Origin of the sequence: Caniella muris (assembly GCF_943193035.1) — a bacterium.
Classification (GTDB): Bacteria; Actinomycetota; Coriobacteriia; order Coriobacteriales; family Atopobiaceae; genus Granulimonas; species Granulimonas faecalis.
On record NZ_CALPCK010000001.1, the window covers coordinates 1,332,845 to 1,351,629 of the forward strand.

The window sequence follows — 18,785 nt, forward strand, 5'->3', positions numbered from 1 at the left end:
ATCGGTGGGACGGGGGGCGCCTGTCAGCGGCGGCGACCCGGGCGCGCCGCCGTCGCCGCTGCCGCCGCGGCGCCGAGGCCCGCCATGGCACCCAGAGCACCTGCCACGGCGGCCACGTCGCCGGTGACCGGCACCACGGCCCGGCCGCCGGTGGCCGGCAGCACCGCGCCGGCGCCGTCCAGGGAGAAGTCGTAGGAGGCCTCGGCCAGGAGGTTTCCGTCGCGGTCGAGAAGGCGCACCACGACGCGATAGTCGCCGAGGCCGTCGGGGGCACCGGCCAGGCGCCGCCAGCTGCCGTCGGGCTCCCTCACGTAGTAGACCTCCTCCACGCGGCGGCCCTCGGGGTCGGAGGCGCCGTCGAAGGGCTTGCCATCCACGAGGACGCGGGGGCGCACCTGGCCGTCGACGACGTCAACACCCTCGACCGTCACCACGGGCCGGCCCTTGTCCGGGTTGCCCGGCGTGGGGTCGGGGTCCCCCGCCGGGGCCGGCTCCACCACGAAGACGGCGCTACCGGGGCCCCAGGGGCTGTCGGGGTCCGTGGGCACCGACACCACAAGGTAGGTACCCGGCTCCGTGGGCACGCCGTCCACGGGCTCCCAGTGGCGGGGGTCCACAGGGTCCTGCCTCCAGTAGGTGCGGGTGACCTCCACGGGGCCGCCGTCGGGGGCCGTCTCGGTCACCCGCGGGTCCTGGCCGCTCACGATGTCGTCGGCGGACACCGACACGGGCTCCTTGGAGGGGCCGGGGGCCTCGTCGCCGTCGGTGTCGGCGCCCACGATCCGGAAGACGTCGCTGCCGGGCAGCGTCGGGCTCGGCCCCGGGTTCCGCTCGGAAGACACCACGAGATAGGTGCCGGGCTCCGTGGGCTCGCCGTCCACGGGCTCCCAGCCGTCCCCCACCCTCTTGAAGTAGGAGCGCTCGGTGTCCACAGGGGTGCCGTCCAGGGTGTCCGTGATCTGGAGGGGGCCGCCCACCGGCACGTCCTGGGCCACGGTGGAGATCTGCCCGTCGCGCACGGGCCGGGACGCCTTCTCGATGCGCACGTAGGCGCCCTCCACGGCGATGCGGTAGTTGCCCAAGGTGTAGCGACCCTCCTCATCGGGCTCCAGGCCCCGGAGGGCCTCCGGCCGCACGGTCACGAGGTAGAGGCCGGGTGCGGGGTCCGAGGGGTCGAGACCGCCCATGTCGAAGGAGGCGGCGCCCAGCAGCCCCTCGAGGCTGTCGCCCGCCACGAGGTCGGCCCCGAAGGAGAACGACCCGCCGAAGGGCCGGTGGGCGGGGGCCGTCCCCACGGACGTCGAGGTGGTCACCGTGACGTCGCGCGGGGTCACGGTGCCCTTAAGCGTCAGCGAGTCGCCGCGGGTGTAGCCGATGACGATCACCTTGTCGGCGTCGGCACCCGTGAGCTCGGTGTCCTTGAGGACGATGGGGTGGGTGCCCACCGAGGAGCCGTCGGGGGCGTAGGTCACCTGGGCCGGGTCGAAGGAGAGGGCCACGTCAAAACCGGCGGGCACGAAGGGCAGGATATGGGAGCCGTCGAGGCCGTCGAACGCCGGCGTCCCGTCGTAGACCTTCTCGTAGGACCACCACTCGGGGTCGACGGCCACGAAGAAGTCGGCGTTGGAGTCGGTGTTGGAGTCGGTGTAGTTGCCCTTTTGGGTGGGGATGAACTCGGCGGTGACCCGCTGGCTGCCCAGGCCGTCCGCGGCGCGGGACGACGAGGGCGCGGCCGGGTTCACCAGGAGGGACCGGTAGTCGTCGGGCCCCACGGTGAGGGTGGCCACCGACTGCCGGTAACCGTCCTCGAGCTCGTCGTCACCCATGTCCGCCACGGCGACCGGCTCCCCCACCTTCTTGCCGTTGATGTAGAACTGCACGGCGCCCTCCGGTGCGGCGCAGGTGAGCGCCTCGGTCACCGCGTCGTCGTGACGCGGGCTCACATGGGCGGTCAGGCGCACGTCGGCCGTGGAGCCCACCCGCGCCACCTCCAGGCGCGTCTGGGTGTCGGCCGGCGTGATCTCGGCGTAGTCGTAGTAGCAGCGGTGGCCGTAGAAGCTCTCGGCAAAGGAGGAGCCGTCCTGGGCGTACTGGTCGGAGCTGATGGTGAGCTTGTACTTGCCCACGTTAGCGTTGAAGCCCTTGGTGATGGCCGAGGCCGTGTCCACCTCGTAGACGTTGGAGCCGTCGCCGGTGTCGGGGCGGCGGATGAGGTCGCCGTTCTCGTCGGTGGCCAGGCGCTGGGACTCCATGACCATGGAGGTGGCGTTGTCGAGCTTGTTCTTGTCCTGACCGGCGGCCACGGGCGGGTTGTCCACCTCCACGGCCTGCTGGGCCACCTCGGAGAGGAGCTTGCCGGAGACGTCCTCGCCCCAGGGCAGGCCGTCGTAGCGCTTGGTGAGGTTCTTGAGGGTGGGCACCTTCTCGGGGTCGATGGAGAAGATCACGTACTGCTTGAGGTGGTCTCCGCCGTTCTGGACGTCGTCCATGTAGTAGGGCTCGGTCCTGACCACGTTGCCGTCCTTGTCCACGGCGGTCAGGTTGACGCGCACCTCGCCCTCGGTGGTCTTGGGGAGCCACAGGTAGAGGTTGCCGTTCTCGTCGGTGGAGTGGGGCGAGCCGTAGGGGTACGACACCCCGTTGACCGTCATGGCAAACGACGTGATGCGGGCGTTGGCCCCCAGGGCGCCGGGCACCTTGATGGTGCGCATCATGACCTGACTGCTCTTGTCGAGGGCGCCGTAGGCGGTGTCGGAGGAGAAGTTGGTGTAGAAGTCCGAGGGCAGGTTGTCGGGGTCCACGGGGTCGCCGATGTAGGCCTGGTACTTCTCGTTGGTGGTCTTGCCGTTGTCGTGGGTCACCTGGCCGATGCGCACCGAGCCGCCGGTGACGTAGACCTCGCCGCCCAGGGCGCCGATGGCGTGGGCATAGCCGTAGGAGGGGTCCTGACGGGAGGTGTCGGGCATGACGGTGCCGCCGGTGATGACGATCTGGCGCCCCACGTTCCAGCAGAAGCACCCCTGGCCGATGGCGTTGCCGTGGTCGGCCGAGATGGGGACCACCACACCGCCGTTGAAGCGCAGGTTGCCGGCACAGACCTTGGAGTGGACCGGGGTGCCGGAGTTGGCCCCGAAGCCGTTGCCGGGGAGGCGGTCGCTGAGCTTGGCGTCGGGGAACCGGTAGTTGTTCTCCCTGCTGGTGGAGCCTGCGGTGGTGTAGCTGGGGCCACCGCCGCCGATGCCGGCGCCGTGGTAGGAGGCCCAGGCCGTGACCGTGCCGCCGTTGAAGGTGATCCAGGTGTCCTCGGTGGTGCCGTGGCCGCCGTGGGAGCCGCCGATGCCGGCGCCGAACCCGTAGGTGCCGTCGCCCACGGCCCGGGCCGTGATGGAGCCGCCGTTGAAGGTCATCTCTCCGGTGGTCTCCCAGTCGCTGCCGCCGATGGCCGCGCAGAGGTAGCCGCCCTGGACCTCCAGGGACCCGGGGTTGCGGCTCTCAAGGTTGCTGATATTGGTCGTGGGGCCGTCGGCGCCGGCGGTACGGACGGCGCCGTCGCGGTCCACGTAGACCGTCCCCTCCTTGATGCGGCCGCCGGTGACGTCCACCGGGGCGCCGTCCACGTCCACGTTGGCCACGTCGTCGTCGATGACGAGGACCGTGTCCTCGCCGCAGCGGATACCCGGGGCATAGGCCGACGCGGCAGCCTCGAGGCGGTTGGTGGAGCCGGCCGCCAGGGTGATGTGGACGCTGGTCTTGGGGTCGACGGAGTTGCCGGCGGCGTCGCGGTTGCGCTCGATGGTGAACGGCACGTGGGAGGCGATGTCCACGCCGTCCAGCGTGATGTTGGCCTGGGTGCCGGCCTCGATCCACACGGTGGCGTCCACCGTGGCGCCCCCGGTGGAGAGGGTGAGGGGCGTCGAGGAGCAGATCACCAGCTTCTTGAGGGTGCTTGTGACGGGGCTGCCGGGGTTTCGCGTCCAGGTCTCGGAGGCGTAGTAGTAGTCGCGCCCCTCCACGCCGCCGGTGACGGTGACGGGGCAGGCGTCGGCCGGATGGGTGTAGCCGGCCGGCGGGGCGGCCGCAGCCGGGGTCGCCGGCAGGGCCACCAGGGCCGTGCAGGTGAGGGTGGCAGCGGCCAGGGAGGCCAGGGTGCGGGTAAGAGAGTTCATTTGTACCGCCAATCGCCCTATGTTTGCAGCATTTTTGCAGCGTTCTTTAAGTTAGATTTCAAGCGTAGGACCGGAATCTATCCCTGTCAATAAAGGCGGGACCCCGCCGGCCAGGCTCGGCCGTCCCACCACCTGTCCCATCACCCGGACACTTTTGTCCCAATGGTCGGGCACTTTTGTCCCACTTTGGTCGGACCCCTCCGGTGGTCACACGGGGATCGGGCCGCACCCATCAGCCAAACGGGCGGCGCATGCCGGAAGCCTCTGCAGTATGGCGATGGCCATAAAGGGAGAACCAGGTGGAGTGACAGATGGGCCAGGCACCTCTGTCACGTGCCGCACGAGGGACCCCGACCGCGGGCGCCACGATGGGCGGCGCGAGGGACCTGCCAAACCAAACGAAGCGTGCGCCACGGTAGCGGAGTTTTTTCGACCGGTACGCCACAATGACGCAGGACAGATGCCGGGGAAGAGGGCTTGGACCACCAGCCCCGTGTGACAGCGAAAGTGCCGAGTGGCGGGACAGAAGCACCCGGCCAAGATGACGGCAGGGTGCCCCGCCAGAGCGACATGGGCGATAAGGCAAGGAGGGCCGAGGGGCGCAGTACCTCTCAGCCATCATCAACTGCGTAATAGGAGAAGTGGCAGATGGGCCAGGCACCTCTGTCACGCAGATCGCCCGCAGGAGCTTCTACGGGTGAGAAGCCGCCCGCAGGACGTTCCAGGGGCGCTGGCGCCCGCGCGGCAGCACCGTTCCCGGCCAAAGTGGGACAAAAGTGCCCGACCATTGGGACAAAAGTGTCCGGGTGTTGGGACAGGCAGGCGCGGGCGGGCGGTCATGAGAACGACCCCGCGTATCGCCGGATACACGGGGTCGTTCGGGCTGCGCATGTCGCTTCGATGCCGCCGATTCGGGGCAGCGGGGCGGGGCCTTAGTTGGTCACGGCCTCGTTCTCGCGGTCGGCCTCGGCGATGATCTTGGCCTTCTCGTCGACGGCCATGTTGGAGAGCTCGTCGGCGTAGATCTTCTTGCCGGTGGGGTGCTCCTCGAGCCAGAGCTTCTCAGCGGTGGCCTTCCAGCTCTCGGCGTAGGGCGTGGTGCGGGCGCAGAGGTCGTCCACGCTCTCGGGGGCGGCGTAGTCGGTGCAGGGGGCGTCGGCCTCGTGGACGATCTGGGGCAGGATCTCGGGGTTCTCCAGCATGGGGCAGGGCTGGAGGAGGTTGTCGTTGAAGGGGTAGTGGGCGCGGTAGGCCTGGAAGATGGGCTGCTGCAGGCACTCCAGCCAGCTCTTGTCGTGGATGTTGGCGTTGGAGTAGTGGATGAAGACGCAGGGCTCCACGTCGCCGGCCGCGTTCACGTGGCAGAACACGCGGCCGCCGGCGATGCAGCCGCCCACGTACTCGCCGTCGTTCTGGAAGTCCATGGCAAAGATGGGCTTGCCGCCGGTGATGCCGCGGATCTCGCGGATGCGGTGGAACATGTACTCGCGCTCCTCGGGCGTGCACATGAGGTCGGTGCCGGCACCGGCGCCCACGGGCATGAGGTGGAAGTACCAGGCGTAGCGGCAGCCCTTCTCGATGAGCATGTCGAGGTACTCGTCGGAGGTGACGGTCTTGTAGTTCTTGGTGGTGTAGGCGGTGGAGGTGCCAAAGAGCAGGCCGTTGGCCTTCATGAGGTCCATGGCGGCCATGACCTCCTGGAAGGAGCCGTCGCCGCGGCGGCCGTCGTTGGAGTCCTCGAAGCCCTCGACCGAGATGGAGAAGGCGATGTTGCCCACGCGCTTCACATCGTCGCAGAAGGCCTGGTCGACGAGGGAGGCGTTGGTAAATATGTTGAACATGCAGTCGTTGTGCTTCTCAGCCAGCTTGACGATGTCCTTCTTGCGCACCAGGGGCTCGCCGCCGGTGAGCATGAACATGTGGGTGCCCAGGGCCTTGGCCTCGGAGACCAGCTTGTCCATGTCGTCGAAGGACAGGTTGTAGCGGTTGCCGTACTCGGCGCTCCAGCAGCCGATGCAGTGCTTGTTGCAGGCGGTGGTGGGGTCGAACAGGATGATCCACGGCACGTTGCACTGGTACTTCTCGGCGTTCTCGGTGCAGGTACGCAGGCCGCGGAAGGCGGCCTCGTAGCCGCCGTTGAGCACGGCCGTCTTGATGATGTTGTGGTCCACCTCGTCCATGAGGGAGAAGAGGAACTGCTCCCACTTGGAGCCGGGGTACAGGCCGGCGCGCAGGCCGCGGGCGGCACCGGGGGCGGTGTCCTTGAGGAGCTTGGAGCCCATGTCCACAAGCTTGTCGAGGTTCTTCTCGCGGTCCTTGCTGGAGGCGGCGTTGATGATGCCGTCAAGGGCAAAACCGAAGGCGGTACGCTCGGCGGCGTGCGCGATCTTAGACTGCATACTCTCCCCTTGCTGTCATGCGGGCTGTGGCCCTGCGTTGTTGGCTGGCTTGCATGTACCCCCTTTTTTTAGGGAGAAGACGCCGGACGGCAAAACCACTCCCCTCACCAAGGTGGCACCGAGCTGTTTTCAACCTGTAGGCAATTACGCCCACAGCGGAGATAACCGCTGCTCCAGCCCCCATGTTCTCAAGTGCAACAGTCTACCCCCGACAAGGATTTGATGAGACTGGAGACCGCGCGTGATATACGGGAGTGGGTTGGGGCGAATAGGTCCCGCGGCGGACGGCGAGGGAAGGCGCCCCGCGAGCGGGACCCGGCCGCGGGGCGCCGAGGGGGCGGTCAGGCCAGGCCCACGCGGCCCAGGTTCTCGCGGATGTGGGCGCAGCTGGCGTGGAAGGCCGCCTGCTCCGGCCCGGTGAGGTCGGGCACCATGAGGGCCTCCACGCCGGAGCCGCCCACGACGCAGGGCACGGAGCAGAACAGGCCCTCCTCGCCGTAGATGCCGTCCATGAGGGTGGAGCAGGCGAGCACCGCGTGCTCGTTGGACACCACGGCCCGCACCAGGCGCGCGGCGGCGTTGGCCACGGCGTACTCGGTGCACATCTTGCCGGCCATGGCCACGTAGCCGCCCCGGCGCGCGGCGTCCTCCAGGGCGGCGCGGTCGAGGGAGAAGCGCCCCGGCTCCTCACGCTCCAGCTCGGCCAGGGGCTTGCCGCCAAAGTTCACCTGGCTCCAGCAGGCAAACTGCGTGGCCCCGTGCTCGCCGAGCATATAGGCGCCCACGGAGTGCTGGTCGATACCCGTCTCGCGGGAGAGCACGTGCCTGAACCGGGCGGAGTCCAGCTGGGTGCCGGTGCCGATGACCCGACGCGGGTCAAAGCCGCCGAGCTTCCAGATCTGGGTCGCCACGACGTCGCAGGGGTTGGCGACGGTCACCCACACGCCGGAGAAGCCCGCGCGGGCCAGCACGGGGATGAAGCGGCGGGCGGTGTCGGTGGTGTAGAAGAGCTCGCCGTCGCGGTCCTCGGCGGCAAGGCGCACCTTGCCGGCGGCGTTGACCACGACGTCGCACGAGGCCAGGGCGGCGTAGTCCTCGCCGCAGTTCTCGATGCGCACGTTGTGGGGGCAGAAGGCCAGGCTGTCGGAGAGGTCCTGGACCTCGGCGGCCAGCTTCTTGGAGTTGTCCTCGTCGCCCGAGGCGATGTCGCAGAGCAGGAGCTCGTCGGCGATGCCCTGGAGCATGAGGCTGTTGGCCACGTGGGCGCCCACGTGGCCCAGGCCGATGATGCCGACGGATACGCACGTTCCCATGGGCAGGTCCTTTCACGCGAAGGGGCGCCCGGCCGCGGCGGTCGGGCGCCCCCATGCTACGGCCGTCGCGGCGCGGCGGCAGGCAGGCCGTGCCACACGTCACCCCACGGTCACGAACGGCCGTGGGGCGGCGTCACCGCCCGAGGCGTCAGAAGGAGACGTACTCCCACGTCACGACGTCGCCGTCCGCGACCTCGTACTCCCCGCAACCCACCGTGGGCTGCTCGCCGTTGACGGAGTAGGTCCAGCCGGAGTTGCCCTCGGCGGCCTTGCCGTCGATGGAGGTCACATAGGCGCCGTAGGAGCCGTCGCTCGACTCGAAGTCCACCCCCGACGCCTTCAGGACGTCGAGGACCGTCGAGCCGTCGGGCACCTCCACGGTCTTCTCCGCGTCTCCGACCTTCTGGGTCACCGAGACGGACGCCTGCTGCTGCCCGGACGCCTGCTGCCCCGCGTCCGCAGGCGCGGAGGGGGCGGCGGAGCAGGCGCCGAGGGCCGGTGCCGCCGCGATGAGCGCGGCGGCGAGCAGTGCCGCGACGCGGCTGCGCAGGGGCGGCGTGCGGCGGCCGGCTGCGGGGTTCTGGGCTGTCTTGCGGTTCATGGGCGTGCCTTCCTCTCGTCGATTGCCCGTCTTTCCCGTCTGGGAGAGCGGCGCGGCGGGGAGGGACGACCCGGTCTGCCGGGGCGGCACCCGGGCGATGGCGCCGGGTCACGGGGGCAGGCGGGGCATCACAGCACCGGTACCACGACCCACACGCCCGGGACGGTCGAACCTATCGAGGACAGGCAAGTCTCCTGACTCACGGGTGTCGGCCTCGGCCGACGGTGCGGGCCCCTTCTCGGGACCGGGCCCAATGGGTATGCGCCCGCACCTTTGCCCGAACACAGTAGTGGCGGCTGTCCCGGACTCAAACCGGGTTCCTTATTAATCTACTAAGCAGACAGCTGTTCGAACCGTGCCCTCGGGTTGCGATGATATGCGGTTGCCTTTAGCGTACCGCATCCGCCGGGCGCGCCGGCGCGTGGCAGCGGCCGGCAGGACGGCTAGACTTCTGGTGTCGACGTCGAGAGAGCAAAAGGAGCCCCCATGGGATTTGCCACCCCCACCTGCCCCATCGCCAAACGGTGCGGCGGCTGCGAATGGCTGGCCGTCCCCTACCCCATCCAGCTGCGCCGCAAGCGCGAGGCCGTGGTGGGGCTTTTCTCGGACCTCCTGGGCTCCGGGGCGAGCGAGGCGGCCCCGGGCGACGTGGACATCGTGGGCATGGAGGTGCCGCGGGGGTACCGGCACAAGGCGGCCACGCCCTTCTCGCCCGGCAAGGGCGTCGTGATCCGCAGCGGCTTCTACGAGCGGGGCACGCACCGCATCGTGCCGTGCGCCGCCTGCCTGGTCGAGGACCCGCGCTGCCGGCCCGTCCTCAACGACGTGGCCCGGGTGGCCGAACGGCTGAAGATTCGCGCCTACGACGAGGACAAGGGCCGCGGCATGCTGCGCCACGCCGTGGTGCGCACCGGTTGGAGGACCGAGGAGGGCCTGCTCACCGTCGTGACCAACGGCAACATCCTGGCCCACGGCCGCGAGCTGGCCGAGGCCGTGGCCGAGGCGGCGCCGCTCAGGCTGTCGGTAGTGCAGAACATCAACCAGCGGCGGACGAACGCCATCCTGGGGCCCACGTCGAAACCCCTGCTGGGGCCCGGCGTCATGCACGACTCGCTGCTGGGCGTGACCTTCGAGATCGGCCCCACGAGCTTCTACCAGACAAACCCCGAGCAGACCGAGGCGCTCTACCGGCTGGCCATCGACGGCGCGCGGCTGGAGCCGGGCCAGACGCTGCTGGACGCCTACTGCGGCATCGGGACCATCGGCCTGTGCGCGGCCAAGGCCGTGGACGGCGTCTCCGTGGTGGGCGTGGAGCGCGTGGAGGGGGCCGTGGCCGACGCGCGGCGCAACGCACGGGCCAACGGGCTGGGCGACCGGGCGCGGTTCGTCTGCGCCGACGCCACGGCCTACCTGGCCGACTCCAGGCGCAACCGCACCGGGTTCGACGTCGTGGTGCTCGACCCGCCCCGCGCCGGCGCCACGGAGGCGTTCCTCTCGGCGTGCGACGCCAGCGGGTGCGGGCGCATCGTGTACGTGAGCTGCAACCCGGTGACCCAGCGGCGCGACCTGGACTTCCTCGTGCGGCGCGGCTGGCTGCTGGAGTCGCTGACGGTGGTGGACATGTTCCCGCACACCAAGCACGCCGAGACGGTGGCGGCGCTGCGGAGGCGGTAGCCGGCGGGAGGGCGCGCCGGACCCGCATGATGCGACAGAGGTGCCTGGCCCATCTGTCACTTTGCCTATTTCTCTATTGATGAATGGCGCGCATCGGGGCTCCGTGGGACAAAAGTGCCCGACCATTGGGACAAAAGTGTCCGGGTGGTGGGACAGGGGGCCTGCTGCTAGCCCCTCTGCACCATGGGAAACACCAGGTGGAACTCCGTGCCCGACTCGCCGTCGGAGAAGACGCTCGCCTCCACGCCCATCTTGCGGCAGAGGTCGCGCACGAGGAACAGGCCGATGCCCGTGGAGTTGGACCGGGCGAGGTCGCGGCCGTTGGAGCCCACGAAGCCCTTGTCCCACACCCGGGGGAGGTCCTGAGGCGCGATGCCCACGCCGTTGTCGGCCACGGTCAGCTCCACGCGCTCGGCCGAGCCGCCCGCCGCCAGCCTCCGGCCGGTGAACGAGAGGCGCGGGCTCTCCTCGGCCCCCATGTACTTGCAGGCGTTGTCCACGAGCTGGCCCACGATGAAGCCGCACCACTTGGGGTCGCAGTAGACCGGCTGGTCGAGGCCGTCGAAGGAGACGGAGACGCCGGACTCCTGGATCAGCGTGGCGCGGGCGCGCACGGCGTCGCGCACGAGCTCGCCGAGGGTGGTCTCGCGCACCACGTAGTCGCGGTCCACGGTGTAGGAGCGGGCGAAGAAGAGGGCCTGGTCCACGTAGTCCTCGATGCGCTGCAGCTCCGGGGCGATGCGGCCGGACACCGGGCCCGGGTTGGCCTGGACGATGAGGGAGGCGGCGGCCACCGGGGTCTTGACCTCGTGGCTCCAGCGCTCGATGAAGGCGCGGTACTCGGCGGAGTCGGCCCTGACGGCGGCGGCGTCGGCGTTGGCCTGGGCGAGCAGGGCGTCCACGGCGTCGTCCACGAGGGCGGCGCGGCCGGAGCGCAGGCTCGGGAGGTCGCAGGCCAGGTCGAGCGCGTTGGGGGTGTCGCCGGGGCGGGCGCGGCCGATGAGGCTCACGCGCCTCCAGAAGCCCGCCGACGGCAGGTACTCCATGGCCAGGCGGCCCGCCTCCACGGCGGCGAGCGTCACCAGCACGAGGTAGACCATGTCGCGCGGCGTCCCCACCAGGCGGAGGAGCCCAGCGACCACGAAGAGGGCCACCCCGTAGAGGGCGAGGCCCGGCAGCTTGGGCTTCAGGAACCGGAGGAACTCCATGGTCACACCGAGTAGCCCTGGCCGCGGTGGGTGACCAGGTAGTCGCGCACGCCGATGCGGGCCAGCGTCTGGCGCAGCCGGTTGATGTTGACGGTCAGGGTGTTGTCGTCCACGTAGGCGTCGGTGTCCCAGAGCTCGCACATGAGGGCCGTGCGGGACACCACGGACCCGGCGTTGCGCATGAGGTAGGCGAGGAGCCGCAGCTCGTTGCGGGTGAGCTCCACGGTCTGGCCGTTGGCCGCGGCGGAGGAGGCCTCGATGTCGAGGGAGAGGCCGTTGTGCTCCACCACCGGGCGCGACCGGGAGCCCTGGACGCGGCGGAGCAGGGCCTCGATGCGGGCGGCGAGCACGTGGGCGGAGTAGGGCTTGGCCACGAAGTCGTCGGCCCCCATGGTCATGGACAGCACCTCGTCCACCTCGGAGCTGCGGCTCGTCACCACGATGATGGGGACGTCGGAGCGGGAGCGGATCTCCCGACAGACCACCGTGCCGTCCACGCCGGGCAGGCCGAGGTCGAGGAGCACGAGGTCGCAGGCGGCATCGAACACGGTCTGCGACGTGCGGGAGAAGTCCGTGACGGGCACCGGCTCGTAGCCGCGCTGGGAGAGGATCTGGGCCAGGGCGTCGCGGATGGCGGCGTCGTCCTCGACCAGTGCGATGCGCGTCATGGGTCCTCCTTCTGCCTGCGGCGGGTGGGTGCGGCGGTGCGGTTGCGGGCGCGGCCGGGGCGGCGGGGCGGCTGCGGCCGGCCGTGGCCCGGGTCAGATGCCGCGGCCCTGCTTGGCGGCCGTGGCCTCGCGGAGCCTCCCGAGCTGGGCCGCGAACGTCTCGGCCGTGGGGCCGCCGTTGTCGGATGCGGGCACCACGCCGTGCTCGTCGGAGACGAGGAAGACCTCGTCGAAGGGCTCCCCTGCGGCGACCCTCTGAGCCAGTGTCCCATCAAAGGTCACCGGGCGCCCTAACGTTTCCGTAAGGTCCACGAGCAGGGTGCCGGCGCCGCCGCAGGTGAACGTGTCGCCGAAGCCCGCCAGCAAGGCGCCGTCCGCGACGGCCCAGAGCGTCTCGGGCGCCACCGACGTACGCGCGCCCTCCTCGGCCGACGCGGCGGCGCGGGCGGCGAGGGCGGCGGCCGAGGTGTCGGCCAGGGGCTCGTAGGGGCCCACGGCCATGGCCCCGTGGCCGGCGGCATCCACGGCGAGCATGAGGACGCCGTCGGGGTCGTCGGCGGCGCCGGCGTCAAGGGTCTGCTCCAGGTGCTGGCGCACCCAGGCGAGGAACTCCGGCGTGGGGGCCCAGCCGTCGGTGACGCGCTCGCCGAGGGCGCGGATGTGGCGGCCGGCCATGGGGATGCGGCGGTCCGAGAGGCGCCAGCGGCACACGAGCACGGGCTCGCCCAGGGTGAACTCGTCGAGGGCGGCGAGGTCGGCGTCGGTGTAGTCGCGGTCTGGGTCGAGCATGGGGCCTCCTGGGACGGTCGTATGGGGCCGGCAGGCGCGCCGGCCCCCACCATGGTAGCGCCACCGCCCCACTGTCCCACTGTCCCACCACCCGGACACTTTTGTCCCAATGGTCGGGCACTTTTGTCCCACCTCGCGGTTGAGCTGTCGCCACGTCGGTCGGGATCCCCGGGTGCCACACGGTGTCCCCGATGCGCGCCTTCCATCAATCGAGAAATATACCAAGTGACAGATGGGCCAGGCACCTCTGTGACGCCGCGAACGGGACAGGGGGCCGAGAGGCTCGATGCCCCTCGACCCCCTGTCGGCCCGACGGTCCTCGCCCTAGTGGCGGAAGTGCCTCCTGCCCGTGAAGACCATCGCGATGCCGTGCTCGTTGCAGGCGGCGATGACCTCCTCGTCACGCACGGAGCCGCCGGGCTGGATGATGGCGGTCACGCCGCGGGCCGCGAGCTCGTCGACGTCGTCGCGGAACGGGAAGAACGCGTCGCTCGCGGCGGCGAGGTTCTCCGGCGCCAGCCCCATGCGCTCGCACGCCTTGTGGGCGCGGTCGCAGGCGATGATGGCGGAGTCCACGCGGTTGGGCTGGCCCGGCCCCATGCCGATGCCGGCGTCGTCCTTGGCCACGAGGATGGCGTTGGACTTCACGGTCTTGACCACCTTCCAGCCGAACTCCAGGTCGTGGAGCTCCTGCTCGGTGGGCTGCCGCTCGGTGACCACGCGGTAGTCGTCGGGCGTCTCGGTCACGCGGTCGACCTCCTGCACGAGCAGGCCGCCGTCCACCGTGCGCATCTCCAGCGCCGCCGGGGCGTCCACGCCGCCGGTGGCCAGCACGCGCAGGTTCTTGCGACGCGCCAGGCGCTCCAGGGCCTCGTCGGTGAACGACGGGGCGATGAGCACCTCCACGAACTGCTTGTTGACGTCGGCGAAGTGTTCCACGAGCGAGAGGGGCACCTCGCGGTTGCAGGCGATGATGCCGCCGAAGGCGCTCACGGGGTCGCAGGCGTAGGCCTTGTCGTAGGCGGCGGTGACGTCCTCGGCCACGGCGGAGCCGCAGGGGTTCTGATGCTTGAGGATGATGCACGCGGGCTCGTCGAACTCGCGGACGGCCGCCCACGCGGCGTCGGTGTCGAGAAGGTTGTTGTAGGAGAGCGGCTTGCCGTTGAGCTGCACGGCGTTGGCCAGCGAGTGGGCCGGGGCGTCGTCCTCGCGGTAGAACGCGGCCGCCTGGTGCGGGTTCTCGCCATAGCGGAGGTCCTCCTGCTTGGTGAGGCCCACGGTGAGGCGCTCGGGGAACGCCGTGGCCTCGGCGCCCTCGGCCTCGGCGAGGCGGCCGGCGAGCCACGCGGAGATGGCGGTGTCGTAGGCCGCGGTGGTGGTGTAGGCCTTCACCTGGAGGCGGCGGCGCAGCCCGAGGGACGTGGCGCCGCCATGGGCGGCCATGTCGTCGAGGATGTCGGGGTAGTCGGCCGGGTCGCACACCACGGTGACGCTGTCGGAGTTCTTGGCGGCGGAGCGGAGCATGGACGGGCCGCCGATGTCGATGTGCTCCACGGCGTCGGCGAACGTGACGTCGGGCGAGGCGACGGTCTTCTCGAACTCGTAGAGGTTGACGCACACGAGGTCGACCATCGGGATGCCGTGCTCCTCGGCCTCGGCCATGTGGCCGACGTCGTCGCGGCGGGCGAGGAGGCCCCCGTGGACCTTGGGGTGCAGCGTCTTCACGCGGCCGCCCATCATCTCCGGAAAGCCGGTGTAGTCGCCGATCTCGACCACGTCCACGCCGCCGGCCGTCAGGGCCTTGGCCGTGCCGCCGGTGGAGACGATCTCGACGCCGTAGGTGTCCTGGAGCTGTCGGCAGAACTCCACCACGCCGGTCTTGTCGGTCACCGAGACCAGCGCACGCTTGACGGGCCTGTCTGTCATTGGGCCTCCCCTTCTCTCCCTGGTTTTGCCGCTGCCTGCGGCACGGCGGGTCTCTCGCTCCCGCGGTTCCCATCGTAGCCGAACGAGAGGAGCGCCTCGGGTCCGGGGCGGGGCGGCGCGGGGCGGTGCTGCGGCGCGGCCGTCAACTGCCGGCCGTCGGCCGTCGGCCACCACGGCACCTGAACGCGGTTGAGGGCGACCCTCTCGGCACCTGAACGCGTCTGGGGGCGGTTTTTGCGCGCCTGAACGCGGTTGGGGGCGGATTCCGGCGCCGCCACGTCTTCGGAGTCGCCCTCAACCGCATTCAGATGGGGAGAGGAGGGAGGAAGGGCGAGAGGGCGACGGCCCGGCAACCACCGGGCATCCCGTCACCCGGCGCTCCATCGCCCGACACCGTCACCCGACTCCTTCCGCGGCGAGGCCGGCGGCGCTCCAGCCGAAAAGCGCGCGCCTGAGCCGTACCCGGTTGCGCCACACGCCGGGACGCGGCTCCTCCGGGTCCATGCCGAGGTGCCCGCGGACCACGTCCATGAACGCGTCGCAGGCGGCGGGATCCATGAGCTGGCCGCGGGTGAGGGAAAGGCAGACGATGCCGCGCGCCGCGTACAGCGTGCGCTTGCGGGCGTCATGGTCCGCAGCGCGGGCGTCCCCGTGGGCGGCGTCGCTGTCGTACTCCACCACCAGGCCCGCATCCTCCCAGCAGAAGTCTGGGACCACGGTGCCCGCACCGACGATCCGGGCCTCCTCCGGCATGAGCCCCATGGGACGGTTGACCTCCGGCGTCGGGATGCCGTGGCCGCCGCGTCGGCGCGGGAGCGTCATGAGGCAGGCGATGCGACCCTCCATGGGCGAGGCCGTGCGGTCGCACACCCCCTGGAGCATGCGGTCGACGTGCTTGGGAAAGCAGCCGCCGCGCAGCAGGACGGCGGCGTCCATGAGGTCGGCGACGGTGGCGAGCGGCTCCCGCCCGTCGAGGCCGAACGGTGCGTCGTCGCAGGGACGGAAGGTGCCGGTGAGCTCCCAGGCCAGCTCCCGCGCCACCGTGACTCCGGCCCTGAGGGCCAGCTGCGCCCACGAGACCTCCGGCGCCACCGCCGTCACCGTGCTGTCCCCATGCGGCGAGCGGGCCTCTACGAGCGGGACCGGCTCGCGGCACGCCGCCGGAACCACATGGCACACCGCCCGCTTGACCCGGCGGCGCACGTCCTGCGAGGCACACAGGACGTGGATGGGGCACTCGGCCGGGTGGCGCGTCCACCGCCTCAGCCGGCGGACGCCCTCGGTGCACATGGCCGCGCCGAGGGTCTCGACGGACTCCTCGGCGTCGAGGCGCCGCACGGGGGCCCACCCCTGGCGCCAGAGCCAGAGGGCGGACTCATGGGACACCACCGGCCCCGCCCCGGGAGACGGGGGGTCGACGGCCTCGATGGGGACGATCTCGCAGGTACGCTCCACTGTCATTCTCTCTCCTCCCTCGGTCCTTCCGTTAGGGAGGAGAGCGTAGCAACCGCGTCCGACCGCGATTCGACGCCTTTCCGACCGTTCTCCGACACCCTCTGGCGGCACCGGTGTCAGGGGGTGTCGGGGGGCTGTCGGAAGTGCGTCAGGGTGTCGGACGGCGCCGGGGAAGGGCGGGCGGCTCCGGAGGCTGGCACCCTCTCGGCACCTGAACGCGCCTGGGGGCGACCCTCTCGACACCTGAACGCGGTTGGGGGCGGATTCCGGCCGCCTGAACGCGGATGAGGGCGACTTCCGGCGGTTCTGCCCGAGGAAAGTCGCCCTCAATCGCATTCAGGTGCCGAGGGGGGCACCAGGGGGAGTGCCGAGAGGGGGCGCCAGGGGATGGCGAGGGAGGCCCCGCGGCGCGCCGGCTGCCTCAGGCCCTGCGGTGCAGCCGTGCCGCCAGCGCCGTTGCAGCGGCTGCGACCGCCGCGGCGATACTGAGGAGCACGCCGCCGCCCCGCTGGAAGTCGCCCGTCTCGGCCACGAGGCCCACCGCCGCGTCGCGCCGCTCCCCCACCGGAACCACCTTGGCCCGGCCGTCGACAGCGGAGGCATCCGCGCCGGCCGCGGCACCGCCCCCGTCAGACCCCGCGCCGGGACCCTTGTCCACGGCCTCACCGGAGCCGTCACCACCGGACACAGCCCCGCCGGAGCCGCCAGCGCCGTGGTCACCGCCGGACACTGCCCCGCCAGACGTGCCGCCACCAGACGCGTCACCGCCGGGCACGTCGGCCGGGTCCTCCGACCAGCGGGCGTAGAAGGTCTTGTCGCCCGTGGCGTCCGCGCCCACCTCGGTCACCGGATCGCCGGAGAGGTCGGCCGTCTCGTACCACCCCTCGAAGGTGTGGCCGGCCTTCGTGGGCACCGGCAGCTCGCACCCCTCGCCATAGACGTAACCGTCGGGGGCGCCTTCGGGCAGCTCGCCGCCGTCGGCCTCATAGACGATCCCGTAGTCGTTGGCGCGCCAGAGGGCGTAGAACGACTTGTCACCCGTTGCGTCGGGGGCGATGCGCTCCACCGGACTGCCGGTGAAGTCCTCCGTGGCGTACCAGCCCTCGAAGGTGTAGCCGGCCCTCGTCACCATCTGGGGCAGCACGAGGCCGGTGCCGTAGGTGTAGTGGGTGAGGCGGCGATCGAGGATCCTGCCCCCCTCGGGGTCGAGATAGACGAGATAGGTGTCGGGGACCCACCGCGCGTAGAAGACCTTGTCGCCCGTGGCGGTCGCGTCGATCCGCGTCACCGGGCTGCCGGAGAAGTCGGCCGCCTCGTACCAGCCGCCGAAGGTGCAGCCCACATGGGTGGCAGACGGCAGCGCCACGGAGGTGCCCGGGGTGTAGGAGGTCACGTCGGGGCCGTCCAGCGTGCCGCCGTTCAGCTCCAGCCGCACCGAGCACGGCAGCGGCGACCAGCGGGCCGTGAGGGTCGTCGGCGCCGTCACGGGCGTGGCGAAGTCGTAAGCGGCAGTCGCGCCGGGCGCGAACCAGCCATCGAGCCCGTAGCCGTCGCGCACCGGGTCGACCGGTCGGGAAGCCGCCTGGCCGGCCTCCACGAACTCCATGGCAGGCGTGGGCGAGCCGCCCGCGGCATCGAAGGCCACGCTGTGGAGTGCGGCCGAGGCCGTGGCCGCAGAGGGGGCGACGCCCATCCCGCCCAGGGCCTCCACCGTGACCACATAGGTCCCAGGGTCGGCAGGTGCGTCCACCCCCACGGAGGAGACGCCGGCGGCCACATCGGTGTCAAAGACCGTGGTGTCGGGGGCGTTCGCCCCGGCGGCCTCCACCACGTGGTAACCGGAGGCCCCGTCCACGTGGTCCCAACCCACGCCGTCGTGGGCGGCGTTCCAGGTCACCGACGCAGGGGCCGCCAGACGCCACTGGGCCGTGAGGGTGACAGGGGCCATGATCTGGGCACCCCATCCCGTGAAGTCGTAGGGGGCCACCAGGGCGCCGCTCACCGGGGAGGCGGTCCACCCTTTGAACTCGTTGGCCCCCCAGGAGGGGTCGACAGGCCTGTCGCGGAGGCGGCCGCCCTCCTCCACGAGCATGGCCACGGGCTCCACCGCCTCGCCGTTGTTGGGGTCGAGGGAGACCGTGAGGAGCTTGTCCCGGGCCTGGGTGATACCGGAGCTCGAGCCGCCGGCCGACTGGGCCACGCCCACGGCGAAGGTGTAGGCACCCGGATCGGTCACGGTGAAATCGAAGCTGGTACCCTGGGTCTTCTCGTCATCGACCTGAACGCCGTTCTTAAGGATTCTGATGTCGTAGAACAGGGCGCCGTCCACGGCGTCCCACGAGGCCGTGGCGGTGTCGGGCCCGGTGACGGTCCAGCGCATGTTGGAGATCATCCGGGTCTGGTCCGCCGCCTCCACGGCAGCCCCGTCGGGGTCGGCCAGCGCCGGCGTCACGGCCACCGACAGGCCCGTCCCCGCGATGCATGCGGCGGCCACGACGGCGGCCGCCCTCCCCTTCCAGCGATATCCAGATGTGCCCACGACCGGGACCTCCTCGAACGAGCCTTCCGTCCCGTGGCTGGCAGCCC

At 70.9% G+C, this 18,785-nt stretch carries 11 protein-coding genes and 1 riboswitch; of the genes, 1 reads left to right on the forward strand and 10 read right to left on the reverse strand.

Annotated elements, in window-relative coordinates:
* Positions 1-23 precede the first annotated feature (23 nt).
* From NFR49_RS05745 to NFR49_RS05760, 4 genes are all read right to left on the reverse strand, one after another.
* Complete coding sequence (locus tag NFR49_RS05745) at positions 24-4,166, reverse strand: hypothetical protein (RefSeq protein ID WP_251158678.1); 4,143 nt, start codon at positions 4,164-4,166, stop codon at positions 24-26.
* Positions 4,167-5,098: 932 nt separating this feature from the next.
* Positions 5,099-6,565 (reverse strand): radical SAM protein, encoded by a 1,467-nt coding sequence (locus tag NFR49_RS05750; protein ID WP_251158679.1) that lies wholly within the window; start codon positions 6,563-6,565, stop codon positions 5,099-5,101.
* A 341-nt stretch (positions 6,566-6,906) separates the two neighbouring features.
* Positions 6,907-7,878: an L-lactate dehydrogenase gene (locus NFR49_RS05755; RefSeq protein WP_251158680.1), complete on the reverse strand. Its 972-nt coding sequence runs from the start codon at positions 7,876-7,878 to the stop codon at positions 6,907-6,909.
* 148 nt (positions 7,879-8,026) lie between these two features.
* On the reverse strand, positions 8,027-8,479 hold the full coding sequence (locus NFR49_RS05760) for a DUF4430 domain-containing protein (RefSeq protein ID WP_251158681.1): 453 nt from the start codon (positions 8,477-8,479) through the stop codon (positions 8,027-8,029).
* Positions 8,480-8,646: 167 nt separating this feature from the next.
* A riboswitch (cobalamin riboswitch) is annotated at positions 8,647-8,842 on the reverse strand.
* A gap of 123 nt (positions 8,843-8,965) precedes the next feature.
* On the opposite strand from NFR49_RS05760, the gene rlmD reads away from it, so the two are divergent.
* Entirely contained in the window at positions 8,966-10,153 is a 1,188-nt protein-coding gene (gene rlmD, locus NFR49_RS05765; RefSeq protein ID WP_251158682.1) for a 23S rRNA (uracil(1939)-C(5))-methyltransferase RlmD, read from the forward strand.
* Between the two features lie 167 nt (positions 10,154-10,320).
* Here rlmD and NFR49_RS05770 read toward each other — a convergent pair whose 3' ends face one another.
* The 6 genes from NFR49_RS05770 to NFR49_RS05795 all read right to left on the reverse strand — a co-directional run bounded on the left by NFR49_RS05770 (position 10,321) and on the right by NFR49_RS05795 (position 18,738).
* Complete coding sequence (locus NFR49_RS05770; protein ID WP_251158683.1) at positions 10,321-11,361, reverse strand: sensor histidine kinase; 1,041 nt, start codon at positions 11,359-11,361, stop codon at positions 10,321-10,323.
* A 2-nt stretch (positions 11,362-11,363) separates the two neighbouring features.
* Complete coding sequence (locus NFR49_RS05775; RefSeq protein WP_251158684.1) at positions 11,364-12,029, reverse strand: response regulator transcription factor; 666 nt, start codon at positions 12,027-12,029, stop codon at positions 11,364-11,366.
* A gap of 93 nt (positions 12,030-12,122) precedes the next feature.
* Complete coding sequence (locus tag NFR49_RS05780) at positions 12,123-12,818, reverse strand: hypothetical protein (protein ID WP_251158685.1); 696 nt, start codon at positions 12,816-12,818, stop codon at positions 12,123-12,125.
* 324 nt (positions 12,819-13,142) lie between these two features.
* A complete protein-coding gene (gene purH, locus NFR49_RS05785; RefSeq protein WP_251158686.1) occupies positions 13,143-14,744 on the reverse strand; it encodes a bifunctional phosphoribosylaminoimidazolecarboxamide formyltransferase/IMP cyclohydrolase in 1,602 nt (533 codons plus the stop codon).
* A gap of 396 nt (positions 14,745-15,140) precedes the next feature.
* The gene (locus NFR49_RS05790) at positions 15,141-16,205 is read right to left on the reverse strand and encodes a hypothetical protein (RefSeq protein ID WP_251158687.1); all 1,065 of its coding nucleotides are present in this window, start codon (positions 16,203-16,205) and stop codon (positions 15,141-15,143) included.
* 415 nt (positions 16,206-16,620) lie between these two features.
* The gene (locus NFR49_RS05795) at positions 16,621-18,738 is read right to left on the reverse strand and encodes an InlB B-repeat-containing protein (protein ID WP_251158688.1); all 2,118 of its coding nucleotides are present in this window, start codon (positions 18,736-18,738) and stop codon (positions 16,621-16,623) included.
* Between the last annotated feature and the right edge of the window lie 47 nt (positions 18,739-18,785).

What these genes read in the sequence shown, in the direction of transcription:
- NFR49_RS05745 (WP_251158678.1), bottom strand. Translation starts at nt 4,166, where the DNA reads ATGAACTCTCTTACCCGCACCCTGGCCTCCCTGGCCGCTGCCACCCTC.
- NFR49_RS05750 (WP_251158679.1), bottom strand. Translation starts at nt 6,565, where the DNA reads ATGCAGTCTAAGATCGCGCACGCCGCCGAGCGTACCGCCTTCGGTTTT.
- NFR49_RS05755 (WP_251158680.1), bottom strand. Translation starts at nt 7,878, where the DNA reads ATGGGAACGTGCGTATCCGTCGGCATCATCGGCCTGGGCCACGTGGGC.
- NFR49_RS05760 (WP_251158681.1), bottom strand. Translation starts at nt 8,479, where the DNA reads ATGAACCGCAAGACAGCCCAGAACCCCGCAGCCGGCCGCCGCACGCCG.
- rlmD (WP_251158682.1), top strand. Translation starts at nt 8,966, where the DNA reads ATGGGATTTGCCACCCCCACCTGCCCCATCGCCAAACGGTGCGGCGGC.
- NFR49_RS05770 (WP_251158683.1), bottom strand. Translation starts at nt 11,361, where the DNA reads ATGGAGTTCCTCCGGTTCCTGAAGCCCAAGCTGCCGGGCCTCGCCCTC.
- NFR49_RS05775 (WP_251158684.1), bottom strand. Translation starts at nt 12,029, where the DNA reads ATGACGCGCATCGCACTGGTCGAGGACGACGCCGCCATCCGCGACGCC.
- NFR49_RS05780 (WP_251158685.1), bottom strand. Translation starts at nt 12,818, where the DNA reads ATGCTCGACCCAGACCGCGACTACACCGACGCCGACCTCGCCGCCCTC.
- purH (WP_251158686.1), bottom strand. Translation starts at nt 14,744, where the DNA reads ATGACAGACAGGCCCGTCAAGCGTGCGCTGGTCTCGGTGACCGACAAG.
- NFR49_RS05790 (WP_251158687.1), bottom strand. Translation starts at nt 16,205, where the DNA reads ATGACAGTGGAGCGTACCTGCGAGATCGTCCCCATCGAGGCCGTCGAC.